The sequence below is a fragment of the Robbsia sp. KACC 23696 genome (assembly GCF_039852015.1).
GTDB lineage: Bacteria > Pseudomonadota > Gammaproteobacteria > Burkholderiales > Burkholderiaceae > Robbsia.
On record NZ_CP156626.1, the window covers coordinates 3080359 to 3095299 of the forward strand.

Here is a 14941-nt window from a genome sequence, read left to right on the forward strand (position 1 = left end):
GTCGGCCTTCGCCGCGCGCTGCGCCGCTTGCGCGGCGTCCCAGGCGGCAAGGGCATGACCGGCGGCGGCGATTTTAACATCCATGTCGCCCACCGCCTCGATGATCCCGCCCCCGAGGCATTCGTCACCGTCATACAACACCGCCGATTGACCCGGCGTGACGGCCCATTGCGCGGCATCGAAGCGCAGACCGAACGGCGCCAAAGCCGGCGCGGACAGCGCCTCGACATGCGGCGCTGCAAAGGCACCGAGCCCGACGACGGCCTGCGAGCGCCCCCGCTCCGACTGCGCGATACGCGCCGCGTGCCCGGCCGTATTGCCATCGAGGCGACAGCCGGCATCGGCTTGCCGATAGCGGGTCTTGGCGGCCAGCGTCGGGTAGCGTGCCGCGTCCGGTGCCACGCCACTGGTCCAGCTCACCTGCCCCGCCACCAGCGTATCGGACAGCAGCCAGGGGTGATCGTGGCCCTGCACGACGTAGAGCGTGTTGGCGGCCATATCCTTGGCGGCGACGAACCACGGGTCGCCGCTACCGTCCTTGCTGCCGCCCAGGCCGATGCCCTTGCGTTGACCCAAGGTATAAAACGCCAGGCCGATATGCTCGCCGACGATCTCGCCGTCGGGCGTGCGCATCGGGCCCGGATCGGTCGGCAGGTAACGGTTCAGGAAATCCCGGAACGGTCGCTCGCCGATAAAACAGATGCCGGTGGAATCCTTTTTTGCCGCGTTCGGCAGCCCGATCTCCGCGGCGATGCGTCGAACCTCCGTCTTCGGCATCTCGCCCAACGGGAACAGCGTGCGCGACAGTTGATGCTGGTTCAAGCGATGCAAGAAGTAACTCTGGTCCTTCGTCGCATCGAGCGCTTTCAGCAAGGCGAAGCGGCCGGCACCGGCGCCGTCGCCCACTTCGCGGACCCGCGCATAGTGACCGGTCGCGATCGTCTCCGCGCCCAATGCCACCGCGTGATCGAGAAAGGCCTTGAACTTGATCTCGGCATTGCACAGCACGTCGGGATTCGGCGTCCGGCCAGCGGAATACTCGCGCAGGAATTCGGCGAAGACGCGGTCCTTGTATTCGGCGGCGAAGTTGACCGCCTCGACATCGATGCCGATCAGATCGGCGACCGAGACGACGTCGATCCAATCCTGCCGCGTCGAGCAGTATTCGCCGTCATCGTCGTCCTCCCAGTTCTTCATGAACAGGCCGACGACGTCATAGCCCTGCTGCTTCAACAACCAAGCCGTGACCGACGAATCCACCCCGCCGGACATGCCCACCACGACCCGACGGCCGCGGCCCACATTCTCGAACGCACGCGTCACGATCGTCGGCGCGCCGGCGCTGCCTGCGTCATCCGGGTTCGTCGATGCGGGGGTGTCTGTCATGCCTCTGCTCCACTGTCGTCCACGGCCGGCCGCGGCTTGTTCGGCTTCAGCGAACCGGCCTGCATGTCGAAACGGAACAGCCGGCATTCCAATGCGCCGTTGTACAAGGGCGTCTTCTGCGACTCGCGCAAGCGCATCAAGCCCGGCAATCCGCGATCCGAGGTCAGCACGAAAGCGCGCCAATCGACGAAACGCTGCTTCAGCGCATCGCCCAGCGCATGGAAGAATTCCGGATCGACGCTTTCTTCGGCGCTCGGCTGCGCGCGGGAGAAGCCACGTCCGCCGGCGTCGTCGCGACCGCCGCCCTGGCCGCGTTCGACGATCTCACCACGCGCATTGCGGCCCCGTACTTCGATTCGCTCGCCGTACGGCGGATTGGCGATCAGGACGCCTGGCACATTCACCGGCGGCGTCATCGATCGGGCATCCTGCTGCTTCAACGTCGGCATCGGCAGGCCGGCTCGTTCGAAATTCGCGCGGGCCTTCTGCAGCATGTCACCGGAAATATCGCTGCCGTAGATGCCCAAGTGCGCGCGTGAGGACTTCGCCTTGCGGCGCAGGTCCATCGCATCGACCTTCATCTGCTGCCAGGTGCTCACGTCATAGCCGCGCAGCTTCTCGAAGGCAAAACGGCGGTCGCTGCCGGGCGGGACGCCCAACGCGATCTGCGTGGCTTCGGCGATAAAGGTGCCGCTGCCGCACATCGGATCGTATAAGGTCTGGCCCGGCGCCCAACCCGAGAGCCGCAGGATGCCCGCGGCCAGGTTCTCGCGCAGCGGCGCCGCGCCCTTGTCCAGCCGCCAGCCGCGCTTGAACAGCGGCTCGCCGGAGGTGTCGAGGTATAGCGTGCAATGCGTCGCCGTCACGAAGGCGAACACGCGCACCTCGGGATGGGCGGTATCGATGTCCGGCCGACTGCCGGTCTTCTCACGCAGACGATCGCAGATCGCGTCCTTGATCCGCAGCGTCGTGAATTCGAGGCTCTTCAGCGGCGACTTCACGGCGGTGACATCCACGCGCAGCGTCTGACGCGCCGAGAACCATTCTTCCCACGCCTGGGCGAGCGCCAGCGCGAAGACGTCACGCTCGTCCTTGTAAGGACCGGTCGCGATCTTCAGGAGCACCCGGCTGGCAATCCGCGAGTGCAGATTGACGGCGAACGCCGCCGCCCAGCCGCCGCGAAAATGCACGCCGCCAGGCGTTTCCGCACCCGGCACGATCTTGGCCGCGGCACCGACGCCGCTCGCAAGCTCGCGCAGTTCCGTTGCAAGCGGCCCTTCGAGGCCACGCGGGCAAGGTGCGAAAAAGTCGAATTGCGTCATCTATCAGCCCTGTTTCGGCAAAGTCGTCATGACCTTGTCAACGATTTCATCGAGCGTCTGCGAGATCTCGATCGTGATGGCTTCATCGTCCTGCGGCGCTTCCAGCGTATCGACCTGGCTCTTCAGCAGCACCGGATCGAAGAAATGGTTGGCGCGTTGCGCCAGGCGCTTTTCCAGCAATTCGAAACTGCCGGACAAGTAGACGAAGTGCACGTCCTCGTCGCCATTGCGCAGTCGGTCGCGATAGATATGCTTCAGCGCCGAGCAGGCGTAGACATGCGTCTCGCCCTTGGCGATGTTGTCGGCAATCGCCGCGCGCATCGCGTCCAGCCAGGGCCAGCGGTCGTCGTCGGTCAGCGCGACACCGGCAGCCATCTTCGCCTTGTTGGCCGCGCTATGGAACGCGTCCGCATCCGAAAAACCGCAGCCGAGGCGACGGGAAACCATCGTCCCGACGCTGGTTTTGCCAGAGCCGGACACGCCCATCACGATAATGATCATTGCTGCACCTTCTTTCTGTTGTTTTCTGATTTTTTGCTGCCCGGCCGGACGAACCGCGCGGAACAAGCCCATCCGGCCTGTCCTCACGCGATTACCGTCCCGGCATCAGGCGTGTTCGCGCAGCGGCCCGAGCGATGTCGCTTCCCGCGCCAGCTCGGTGATCCGGGCCCAATCCTTGGCGAGCACTGCTTCCTTCGGCGTCAACCACGATCCCCCGACGCACACGACATTCGGCAGCGACAGGAACGTGGGAGCTGACCCGGGCGTCACGCCGCCGGTCGGACAGAAGCGCAGCGAGGGGAACGGCCCGTGGAGCGCGCTCAACATCCTCACGCCCCCCGCCTGCTCCGCCGGGAAAAACTTGACGATTTCATAACCGGCCGCGATTGTCGCAAGAATATCGGACGGCGTCATCACGCCCGGCAACAAGGGCAGCCCGGCCGCCTTCGCCGCGCGGTCCAAATCGGCCGTCAGACCCGGCGACACGCCGAACGTGGCCCCGGCACGCACCGCCAGCTCGCACTCTTCCGGACGCGTCAAGGTCCCGACGCCCACCGCGATGTCGTCGGCGATCTGCGACGCCTCGCGAATCACGTCCAGCCCCACCTTGGTGCGCAGCGTGATTTCCAACACCTTGACGCCGCCATCGTACAGCGCCTTCGACACCGCCAACCCTTCTTCGACACTGTCGAATTTCAGGACAGGAATCACCGGTCCCATGTTGACGATCTGCTCCACGCTGAAACGGGGAGCCGAACCCTTGTTTGCCGTTGTGCCGCTCATTGTCTCTCTCCTTCGCCCTTTGCGGGCTTCAAACATGCGCGTTGTCGGGTTTTTCCGTCAAAAGGCGCGCCGGATGACGATCGGATGATCGATATTTGTTTGTTTTTGGTACGAAATCCCTACAGTTTACCGGCTTCCGGGCATCGCTCCGAATACGCTGGCGCCCGTTTCCGCGCTCGACGCCGCCTGGCGAAATACCGCGAACAGATCCGTGCCCAGCGTAGGCGCCGCCGGATCGGTCGCCGGCGGCCGCTGACAGGCGCGCGCCTGCCATTGCGCCTCGTCCATCACGACCTCCAGCGTGCCATTTTCAGCATCCAGCACGATCATGTCGCCGGTGCGGATCTTGCCGATCGGGCCGTCCAACAGCGCTTCCGGCGACAGATGGATCACCGCCGGCACCTTGCCCGATGCGCCGGACATCCGCCCATCGGTCAACAAGGCAACATGGCGGCCCTTGTCCTGCAACGAGCCCAGCAAGGGCGTCAATTGGTGCAGTTCCGGCATGCCGTTCGCCCGCGCGCCCTGGAAGCGCACGACGGCGACGAAGTCACGATCGAGTTCGCCCGCCTTGAAAGCCGCCTGTACCGCCTCTTGCGAATCGAAGACGATGGCCGGGGCCTCGACCTTTCGATGCGCCGGCGCCACAGCCGAAATCTTGATCACGCCGCGACCGATGCGCCCTTGCATCAGACGCAAGCCGCCGTCGGGCGAGAACGGCTCGCTGGCCGGGCGCAACACCGCCAGGTCCAGGCTTTGCGGTGCCGCATCGACCCAGGTCACCGCGGCCGGACGGCTTGGCGCGACGCCGCTCGCCGGATGCCCCGCTGCCGCCGACGTCGCGGCCCCGACCGATGCGCCGACTTCCGCCAGTCGTGGTTCGCGCGCGTAGTGGCGCAGTCCCGCACCGACGACCGTCGTGACGTCCTCGTGCAGCAAACCGGCATCGAGCAATTCGCGGATCAGGAAAGCCATCCCACCGGCTGCGTGATAGTGATTCACATCGGCCTTGCCGTTCGGGTAGATCCGCGCCAGCAAGGGCACGATCTGAGACAAGGCGTCGAAGTCATCCCAATCGATCACGACGCCGGCCGCGCGCGCGATCGCCACCAGGTGCAGCGTATGGTTCGTCGAGCCACCGGTCGCCAGCAGGCCGACGATGCCGTTGATGATCGCCTTCTCGTCGACCACCTTGCCGATCGGCGTATAGTTGCCGCCCTCCGCACTGATCGCCAGCACTCGACGCGCCGCCTCGGCCGTCAAGGCGTCACGCAGCGGATCCTCCGGATGGATAAAGGCCGCGCCCGGCAGATGCAGGCCCATCACTTCCATCAGCAGCTGATTGCTATTGGCGGTGCCGAAGAAGGTGCAGGTGCCCTGGCCGTGATAAGCGGCCGATTCGGCTTCGAGCAGCGCATCGCGCCCCACTTCGCCGGTGGCGAAACGTTGGCGTACCTTCGCCTTGTCGTCGTTCGACAGCCCGCTGGACATCGGGCCCGCCGGCACGAAAATCGTCGGCAGATGGCCGAACTGCAAGGCGCCGATCAGCAGCCCCGGCACGATCTTGTCGCAGACGCCCAGGCACAGCGCCGCGTCGAACATATTGTGGGTCAGCGCCACGGCGGTCGACATCGCGATGGTTTCGCGGGAAAACAGCGACAACTCCATCCCGATATTGCCCTGGGTCACGCCGTCGCACATCGCCGGCACGCCGCCGGCGAATTGCGCGGTGCCGCCCACGTCGCGCGCCGCGCGCTTGATGATGTCCGGAAACCGCAGATAGGGCGCATGCGCCGACAACATCTCGTTGTACGACGACACGATGCCGATATTCGGCGTCTTCAGCGCTTTGATCGCGAATTTGTCGTCGCCTTCCATCGCCGCGAAACCGTGGGCGAGGTTCGCGCATGAGAGCGCGCCGCGAATCGGGAAATGGCCTTGCGCCTGGTCGATACGCTGCAGGTAAACCTGCCGCGTCGGTGCGCTTCGGGCGATCACGCGGTCGGTGACCGCGCGCAGAGTCGAGTGGATCGGGGGCATCGTTGTCTCCTGGTCGGATATCGGATACCGGATGTCGAAAATCCCTGTCGGCTTATCGACTCGCCGTGCGACGAGCGCGCCTTTTTGACTTCGGCACCGGTTCCAATTTTATAAAACAGGCGGCCGGACACACTCGCCGGCCGCATGCCGGGAGGACCGGCGGGTGTTAGAAAGGCTTGAAAACGACGAGACAGACCGCGGCCAGCAGGCCTAGTACCGGTATCTCGTTGAAGATACGATACCACCGGTGGCTATGACGGTTCTGCCCCGCTTCGAACTGACGCAACAGGCGGCCGCAAACATGGTGGTAAACCAGAATCAGTACGACGATCGCCAGCTTCGCGTGCATCCAGCCGGCGCCTTTGCCGATTCCCAGGCCCAACATCAGGTAGAGGCCGAGCAGCAAGGCGGGCACCGCGATGATCGTCATGAAGCGGTATAGCTTGCGTGCCATCAGCAGCAAGCGCTTGATCACGAGGGGTTCGGTTTCCATCGCGAGGTTGACGAAGAGGCGCGGCAGATAGAACAAACCGGCGAACCACGATGCCACGAAGACGATATGCAGGGACTTCGCCCAAAGATAAGCCATGCTGTCCTTTATTCACGTTGCCCGAGGCAGGCCGCCGAGGTTCACGGTGCTGAAAAGCGGCGGCTGTCCAGACACCGCGTAGTCCCACTCAGGCGCGCTGCTCGCCATGTCCGAAGACGATGTACTTCAGCGACGTGAGTCCTTCCAGACCGACGGGGCCGCGCGCGTGCAGCTTATCGTTCGAGATGCCGATCTCGGCACCCAAACCGAATTCGAAACCGTCGGCAAAGCGCGTCGAGGCATTGATCATCACGCTCGCCGAGTCGACCTCGCGCAGAAAGCGCATCGCGTGATCGTGATGTTCGGTGATGATCGCTTCCGTGTGCGCGGAACTGTACTGATGGATATGGTCGATTGCCTGGTCGAGATCGTCGACCACGCGCACCGACAACACCGGCGCCAGATACTCGGTGCGCCAATCTTCTTCGGTGGCGGCGACAATGCGCGCCGTGCCGGTCTTCGCGGCGTCGGCCGCGTCCGCGGCCACCCGTCCCGCCACGGCCAACGCCGCCAGCGTGCGCGGGCAGCCGCGCAATTCGACGCCTTTCTCCAGCATGGCATCGGCGATCGACGACAGCAGGCCCGCCGGCGCCTGCGCGTCGACCAGCAGCGTTTCCATCGTATTGCAGGTGCCGTAGCGGTGTGTCTTCGCGTTGACGCAGACGTTGACGGCCTTGAGCGGATCCGCGTGACGATCGACGAAGATATGGCAAATGCCGTCCAAATGCTTGATCATCGGCACGCGGGCCTCCGCGATCAGCCGCGCGATCAGGCTCTTGCCGCCGCGCGGCACGATCACATCGACGTATTCGGTCATCGTGATCAAGGCACCGACGGCACGGCGGTCCGTCGTCCCTACCACCTGCACCGCGTCACGCGGCAGACCGGTGGCGGCGAGCGCATCGGCGATCAGCGTCGCCAACAGCGTGTTGCTGTCGATCGCTTCCGAGCCGCCACGCAGGATCGTCGCATTGCCCGATTTCAGGCACAGCGCCGCGGCGTCGATCGTGACGTTCGGCCGCGACTCGTAAATGATGCCGATCACGCCCAGCGGCACGCGCATCCGGCCGACCTGGATGCCGCTCGGCCGCACCTTCAGCTCGGACATCTCGCCGATCGGGTCCGACAAGCCGGCAACCTGACGCAGGCCCTCGACCATCGTGCGCAGCGCTTTCTCGGACAGCGTGAGCCGGTCGATGAACGCCGCATCCATGCCATTGGCCGTCGCACGTGCGAGGTCACGCCGGTTCGCCTCGGCCAGCGCCTCCCGGTTCGCCTCGATACTATCGGCAATGCGCAACAGCGCCGCGTTCTTCAGTGCGGTGGACGCCCGCGCCATCGCCCGCGATGCCGCACGGGCACGCACGCCGACCGCCGTCATATAAGCGATCACATCCGCATCCGGGCATCCCGCCGCCGGAACCGTCAGGTTCGCGGACACGGCCGCCGACGACGATGCCGGCGCAGCGCCAGGCGCGGTCAGTTCGGTCTCAGAGGCAACGGCAGGCGTGGAAAGGAGCGTGGACATCGCGATGTGATAGCGGTTAAGCGTACAGAAATCAGGTCCACTATTGTAAGCCAATTGCGGTGTGGTATCGCGCGCAGCGCCCTTCGGGGGCGAGCGGCGCGCGGCGCGCGCGTCAGCCGACGAGTGCCGCGTGGTGCAGCGGACGGGGCGCGGCGATTCGCATCGCCAGTTCGAACAGTCCGTCCCAGGCATCGCCCGGCAAGGCCGCGTGCGGCGCCATGCCTCGGTCGGGATTCAGGCCCTTGACCTGGCGGTCGAGGCGCGCGGCGATCGTCAATGCCTGCTCCAGCGTGGCCGCAGTCAGCCGCTGCAAGGCCGGTCCGATCAGGCGCTCGCGCGGCCCCCATACGCGGTGTTCGCGCAACAGCATCGGCAACGGCTTGCCGGCATCCAGGCCGCGACGTACGCGCAACAAGGTCCGGATTTCCTCGGTCACCGCCCACAGGACCAGCACCGCTGCCTCGCCCTCGCCGCGCAGTCCGTCGATCATCCGCATCAGCCGCGCGACATCGCCGTTCAGCATCGCCTCGTTCAGCTTGAAGACATCGTAGCGCGCCACATTCATCACGGCCGCCTGGATCTGCTCCAGCGAAAGTTCGCCTTCCGGGTAGAGCAGGCCCAGCTTCTGTATCTCCTGGTGCGCGGCGAGCAGATTGCCCTCGACGCGCTCCGCCATGAACTGCAAGGCCTGACGCCCCGCGTCACCACCGGGCACGCGTTGACGCTGCATCGACAAGCGCTCGCCGATCCATTGCGGCAGCCGGCTGCGATCGATCGGGTCGATCTTCAGCGCCACGCCGGCATCGCTCAGCGCGGTAAACCAGGCGCTCTTCTGCGTAGCCGCGTCGAGGCGCGGCAGCGTGACCAACGTCACGGTGTCGGGCTCGGCGGAAAAATCGGTGGCGGCGGCCGTCGAGGCGAGACGCTTCAGCGCATCGGCACCTTCCTTGCCGGGCTTGCCCGACGGAATGCGCAATTCCACCAGCCGCCGCTCGCCAAACAAGGACATCGCCTGTGCCTCGCCCAGCAAGGTGCTCCAGTCGAAGCTGCGCTCGACCGTATAGACCATCCGTTCGGAGCAGCCCGCCGTACGCGCGGCACGGCGGATTCGGTCGACGCACTCCTGCACCAGCAGGGGCTCGTCCCCCCATACCGTGTAGAGCGGCTTGATACCGCGGGCGAGCTGCGCGTCCAGCGCGTCGGCACGAATCAGCATCGGGCCCGACTCACAGCGGTGGCGTCGGCAACGGCGAGCGTTGATTCACACCCGGCGCCTGTGGACGGGCCGGCGACATCGATTGGACGACGTCCAGACGACGCAGCAGCTGATCGACGATATCGCTTTCCATATCGCGATAGAGCACTTCGGATTCCGTCGCTTTCGCCAGCGAATAGGTCGTGTTATAGCCCATTGCCCGGTTCACGCTCAAGGAGCTCGGCGGAATCAGCGTCGCACCATTCGTTCCGGTCAGCGTGTACGACACCATCTCCGTCAGCTGATATTCCTGCGTGACGCCGTTGATATCGAAGCTGAGGGAATTCTGCCCGCGTCCGATCGACACCGACAGGATCGCGTCGGCGTCCTTGGCATTGCTGACAAGCCGGGTATCGCTACCCGATTCGATCATCCGCTTCATCCGCGTCTTCATCTCGGGCGACAGATTGCCGGCGATGAGCAGATGCTTAAACGGATAGTCATGGCTTCCGCGCAACTGGAAGCCGCAGGCGCCCAGGGTCAGCAGCACGGCCAGCCCGGCCAGCCATCCCATGCCCCGCCCCCAGATTCCGCCCGCCGTACGCTGCGTTGCTGCTGTCTTCACAATGATCCCTTCACGTTGATGCTTTACCGATACTGCCGATCGGCACCGCCGGCTTGTCGGCCCGCGGTACCGCACGACCGAATCAGGCGACGATATTGACCAGTCGGCCCGGCACGATGACGACCTTCTTCGGCGGTTGACCGTTGCCGAAACGCTCGAACATTTCATGCGCCAGCGCGGCGGCCTCGATCGACTCGCGGCTCGCGTCCTTGCCCACCTTGATCGCGCCCCGCACCTTGCCGTTGATCTGCAGAACCAGTTCGATTTCCGAGACTTCCAGCGCCTTTTCGTCCACCTGCGGCCAGGCGGCATCGAGCAACTCACCATGCGCTTCGGCATAGCCCAGTGCCTGCCACAGCGCCTGCGTGATATGCGGCACGACCGGGTACAGCGCACGCAACAGCACGCTATACGTTTCCCGCAGCACGGCGGCGCCCTGCGCGCCTTCGGCGAGCACATCGGCACGCGCCTGTTCGATTGCATTCAGCATCTTCATCGATGCCGAGACCACGGTGTTGTACTGAATCCGTTGGTAGTCGAAGTCGGCCTGACGCAGCACCGTGTAGATCTCGCGACGCAGCGCCTTCTGCGCGTCGCCGAAAGTGGCCGCCGGATCCAATGCTCCGGCTGCCGCGATCGTCTCGCGCGTGGCATGACCGAAGGACCAGAGCCGACGCAGGAAACGGCTCGCGCCCTCCACGCCGCTGCCCGACCATTCGAGCTGCTGCTCCGGCGGCGCCGCGAACATCGTGAACAGACGCGAGGTGTCCGCGCCGTGCGAATCGATCAACGATTGCGGATCCACGCCATTGTTCTTCGACTTCGACATCTTCTCGACGCCGCCCATCTTGACAGGCTGACCGTCGGCCTTCGACACGGCACCGCTCGGGCGCCCCTTGTCGTCCGTGCTCACATCGACGTCGAGCGGATTGAACCACGTCTTCTTGCCCGTCGCATCTTCGCGGAAGAAGGTGTCGTTCAACACCATGCCCTGCGTCAACAGCCGCTTTGCCGGCTCGTTGAAGCTGACCAGGCCGAGGTCGCGCATCACCTTGGTCCAGAAGCGCGAGTACAACAGGTGCAGAATCGCGTGTTCGATACCGCCGATGTATTGGTCCATCGGCATCCATTGCTCGGTGCGGGCATCGACCATCGTCGGCGCGTCCGGGCATGTATAGCGCGAGAAGTACCAGGACGAGTCGACGAACGTATCCATCGTGTCCGTTTCGCGCCGCGCCGCGGCGCCGCACGTCGGGCAGGTCGTGTTCACGAAGGCCGCGCATTTCGCCAGCGGATTGCCGCTGCCGTCCGGCACCAGATCCTCGGGCAGTACCACCGGCAATTGATCCTCGGGGACCGGTACATCGCCACAACTGTCGCAATGGATGATCGGGATCGGCGTGCCCCAATAGCGCTGACGCGAAACGCCCCAGTCGCGCAAACGCCAGGTGGTCTGCTTCTGACCAAAACCGCCCGCTTCCAGATCGGCCGCAATCGCGTCCACCGCTTCGGTCGGCGTCAGGCCATCGTACTTGCCGCTGTTGATCAGCGTGCCTTGCCCCTTGTCGCCATACCATTCCTGCCAGGCGCTATCCGAATACGCCTGCCCTTCGACCGCGACGACCTGACGAATCGGCAAATCGTAGCGGCGCGCAAACGCGAAATCGCGCTCGTCATGCGCCGGCACGCCCATCACCGCGCCTTCGCCATAGCTCATCAGCACGTAGTTGCCGATCCACACTTCGACCGGTGCGCCCGTCAACGGATGCGAGACGAAGAAGCCGGTCGCCATGCCCTTCTTCTCCGCGGTCGCCATATCGGCTTCCGCGACGCTGCCACTCTTGCATTCGTCGATGAACGCCTGCAACGCCGGCTTGTCCTGGACCAGGCGCGTGGCCAGCGGATGCTCGGCCGCGATGGCGCAGAACGTCACGCCCATGATCGTGTCAGCACGCGTCGTGAACACGCGCAGCAGTTGCTTCGCGCCATCGATCTCGTAGGGGAAACCGAAATTGACGCCGAAGCTCTTGCCGATCCAGTTCTGCTGCATCACCTTGACGCGCTCGGGCCACTCGAGCCCTTCGAGGTCGTCCAGCAACGCATCGGCATAATCGGTGATGCGCAGGTAATACATCGGGATCTCGCGCTTTTCCACCAGCGCGCCGGAACGCCAGCCCCGACCGTCGATCACCTGCTCATTGGCCAGCACGGTCTGATCGATCGGGTCCCAGTTGACGGTCCCGGTCTTCTTGTACGCGATCCCCTTTTCGAGCATCTTCAGGAACAGCCATTGGTTCCACTTGTAGTAGTCCGGGCTGCACGTGGCCACTTCGCGCGACCAGTCGATCGCCAGCCCCATCGCCTGCATCTGCTTCTTCATGTAGGCGATGTTGTCGTACGTCCACTTCGCCGGCGGCACATTGTTCGCGATCGCGGCGTTTTCCGCCGGCATGCCAAAGGCGTCCCAGCCCATCGGCATCAAAGTGTTATAGCCGTTCATCCGCAGATAACGGTACATCACGTCGTTGATCGTGTAGTTCCGCACATGCCCCATATGCAGCTTGCCCGACGGATAGGGCAGCATCGACACGCAATAGAACTTCTTGCGGGCGTCGTCTTCGCGGGTCAGATAAGCGTCGGTGTCGCGCCAATGCTGCTGCGCGGCGGACTCGACTTCGGCGGGAACGTATTTCTCTTGCATGGCGTGTGGTCGGGCGAAGCGGCGGACGCGCCGGCCCGGACGCCCTCTGGGCGGCATCGGAACGGTGTGCCGCAGGGGCGATCGGATCAGCGCCGCACCGGCGTGGGCGGCGTCTTGATGACTAATGTCGACGTAAAACCGGGATTATACCGTGCCTGCCGGGCCCGCAAACGCCGTCTGAATGACCGAGCGAAAGCGTTACGGCCGGCAAAAGCCGCCTGAGCGCACCGAATGCGACCCTTACTTCGGCGCGGCACCGGCAGACGCCGGACTGTCCACGACGAAGCCGAAGCGCGTCAGGCCCTCCCGCTGCGCCACGGCCATCACTTGCGCGATACGGGCATAGGGCGTGCGCTGATCGGCGCGTAGTGCGATCTGCGGTTGGGGATCGGCGCTGGCGGCAGCATGCATGCGCGCCGACAGCGCCGTGGCGTCGATGTCGGCGCCATTCCATTGCAAGCGGCCGGCGGCATCGATCGAGAGACTGACCACCGGCGGCGGCGTCTCGTCGGCGCCACGGGCGGCTTGCGGCGCCAATGACGCCTTCGGCAGTTCGAGCCCGATCTGACGGGGCAGCAACGGCGAGGCCATGATGAAAATCACCAGCAGCACCAGCATCACGTCGATCAGCGGCGTCATATTGATCGCCGCCAGCGGCCCGGGCCCTTGTCGGCCTCCCGTGCCGCCCCCGCCATTGCGCCCGCCGCCCGGATCGAAGCCGCCGAAGCCCATCAGCGTTCCTCGCCAGCGCCGAACAAACGCTGAAGATCGCCGGCAAAACCGTCGAGCACGTCGTGCAGCATCCGGCCCGAGCGCCCCAGCAAGTTGTAGGCGACCAACGCCGGAATCGCAACTGCCAGTCCCAGTGCCGTCATGATCAACGCCTCACCCACCGGGCCGGCTACCGCCGTGATCGAGGGCTGATCGCTGCCGGCCACGCCCATCAGGGCGTGATAGATGCCCCAGACGGTGCCCAGCAGGCCGACGAAAGGCGCCGCGCCGGCAATGGTCGCGAGCCAGGTCTGCCCGGCATCGATGCGCCGCTGCAGCACCAGCAGCACATCGCGCAGCGCGCGCGTCACGCGATCCGCGTGGGAAGCGCGCGCTGCGAGCGACGGCGCCGCGCCACCGTCTAGCGCCTGATCCGGATACAGAGCGGCCAATGCCAGGGGCGATAACCAGGTATCGGCACGGGCGGCGCGTAACGCCGCCAGCGCGAGATCGGGGCTCGCGGCGGCCCAGAAGCCGGCGATGGCCGGACTGACGCCGCGACGTGCCGCGCGCAGATTCCACGCTTGATACAGCGCGATGATCCAGCTCAGCAATGACATCGCCAGCAGCAACACCGCCACCAGATGGGTCAGGGCGTCGCCCTGCTCCCAGTACTGCGTCAGACCGGACGTTGCGGTCATCTAGCGCTCCGAAGGGACGGGGCCGCCGGCACGGGCCGCGGCCGATCGTCGCATCACTTACTTGAGACCCAGCACATCCTGCATATCGAACAGGCCGGCCGACTTCCCTTCCAGGAAGCGGACCGCACGGACCGATCCCTGCGCATAAGCGACGCGATTTGCCGATTTGTGCGTGATTTCGATCCGTTCGCCAATGCCGGCGAACATGACGGTGTGCTCGCCGATGATGTCGCCGCCCCGGATCGCCGAGAAGCCGATCGTCGAGGGGTCGCGTTCACCGGTCACGCCGCTGCGGCCGAACACGCCACATTCGTCGAGGTTACGGCCCAGCGCCTGCGCGATCACCTCGCCCATCGCCAGCGCCGTACCGGACGGCGCATCGACCTTGTGCTTATGGTGCGACTCGATGACCTCGATATCGTAGCCACTGGCCAACAGCCGCGCTGCCACGTCGAGCAGCTTGAACGTGATGTTGACGCCCACGCTCATATTCGCCGCGAACACGACCGGAATCGTCTGCGCCGCCGCCTGAATGGCGGCCTTGCCTGCCGCATCGAAGCCCGTCGTGCCAATCACGATGCCCTTGCGCAGCCGCGTGGCCGCTTCCAGCAAGGCGAACGTGCCTTCGGGACGCGTGAAATCGATGACCACGTCCGATGCGGCCAGCACGGCGTCGATATCCGACGAAATCATCACGCCGGTGTCGCGGCCGAGGAAAGCACCGGCATCGCGGCCCAGCGCGGCGCTGCCGGCGGAGGCCAGCGCACCGGACAGCGTCGTGTCGGGCGCCTCGAGGACGGCTTCGATCAGCATGCGGCCCATGCGGCCGCTTGCGCCTGCAATCGCGATTTTCATATGC

The 14941-nt window shown here is 65.1% G+C and carries 12 protein-coding genes and 1 pseudogene; all 13 read right to left on the reverse strand.

The features are described from left to right. Positions 1–96: 96 nt before the first annotated feature. A pseudogene (gene mnmA, locus ABEG21_RS12895) lies at positions 97–1302 on the reverse strand (tRNA 2-thiouridine(34) synthase MnmA); the annotation flags it as partial. 80 nt (positions 1303–1382) lie between these two features. After that, the gene (locus ABEG21_RS12900; protein WP_347554963.1) at positions 1383–2708 is read right to left on the reverse strand and encodes a class I SAM-dependent RNA methyltransferase; all 1326 of its coding nucleotides are present in this window, start codon (positions 2706–2708) and stop codon (positions 1383–1385) included. 3 nt (positions 2709–2711) lie between these two features. Next, entirely contained in the window at positions 2712–3209 is a 498-nt protein-coding gene (locus ABEG21_RS12905) for a gluconokinase (RefSeq protein WP_347554964.1), read from the reverse strand. 105 nt (positions 3210–3314) lie between these two features. Continuing rightward, entirely contained in the window at positions 3315–3992 is a 678-nt protein-coding gene (gene eda, locus ABEG21_RS12910; RefSeq protein WP_347554965.1) for a bifunctional 4-hydroxy-2-oxoglutarate aldolase/2-dehydro-3-deoxy-phosphogluconate aldolase, read from the reverse strand. Between the two features lie 126 nt (positions 3993–4118). Continuing rightward, complete coding sequence (locus tag ABEG21_RS12915) at positions 4119–6032, reverse strand: dihydroxy-acid dehydratase (protein ID WP_347554966.1); 1914 nt, start codon at positions 6030–6032, stop codon at positions 4119–4121. 166 nt (positions 6033–6198) lie between these two features. After that, positions 6199–6621: a CopD family protein gene (locus ABEG21_RS12920; protein ID WP_347554967.1), complete on the reverse strand. Its 423-nt coding sequence runs from the start codon at positions 6619–6621 to the stop codon at positions 6199–6201. Between the two features lie 88 nt (positions 6622–6709). Further along, on the reverse strand, positions 6710–8002 hold the full coding sequence (locus tag ABEG21_RS12925) for a glutamate-5-semialdehyde dehydrogenase (RefSeq protein ID WP_347556782.1): 1293 nt from the start codon (positions 8000–8002) through the stop codon (positions 6710–6712). A gap of 259 nt (positions 8003–8261) precedes the next feature. Beyond that, positions 8262–9365, reverse strand: a complete 1104-nt coding sequence (gene holA / locus ABEG21_RS12930; RefSeq protein ID WP_347554968.1) for a DNA polymerase III subunit delta — start codon at positions 9363–9365, stop codon at positions 8262–8264. A gap of 10 nt (positions 9366–9375) precedes the next feature. Then, positions 9376–9918 (reverse strand): LPS assembly lipoprotein LptE, encoded by a 543-nt coding sequence (lptE, locus tag ABEG21_RS12935; protein ID WP_347556783.1) that lies wholly within the window; start codon positions 9916–9918, stop codon positions 9376–9378. Positions 9919–10051: 133 nt separating this feature from the next. Beyond that, a complete protein-coding gene (gene leuS / locus ABEG21_RS12940) occupies positions 10052–12670 on the reverse strand; it encodes a leucine--tRNA ligase (protein WP_347554969.1) in 2619 nt (872 codons plus the stop codon). Between the two features lie 240 nt (positions 12671–12910). Further along, the gene (locus tag ABEG21_RS12945) at positions 12911–13309 is read right to left on the reverse strand and encodes a biopolymer transporter ExbD (protein ID WP_347556784.1); all 399 of its coding nucleotides are present in this window, start codon (positions 13307–13309) and stop codon (positions 12911–12913) included. A gap of 92 nt (positions 13310–13401) precedes the next feature. After that, positions 13402–14082 (reverse strand): MotA/TolQ/ExbB proton channel family protein, encoded by a 681-nt coding sequence (locus tag ABEG21_RS12950; RefSeq protein ID WP_347554970.1) that lies wholly within the window; start codon positions 14080–14082, stop codon positions 13402–13404. Between the two features lie 57 nt (positions 14083–14139). Continuing rightward, complete coding sequence (dapB, locus tag ABEG21_RS12955; protein ID WP_347554971.1) at positions 14140–14937, reverse strand: 4-hydroxy-tetrahydrodipicolinate reductase; 798 nt, start codon at positions 14935–14937, stop codon at positions 14140–14142. Positions 14938–14941: the final 4 nt, after the last annotated feature.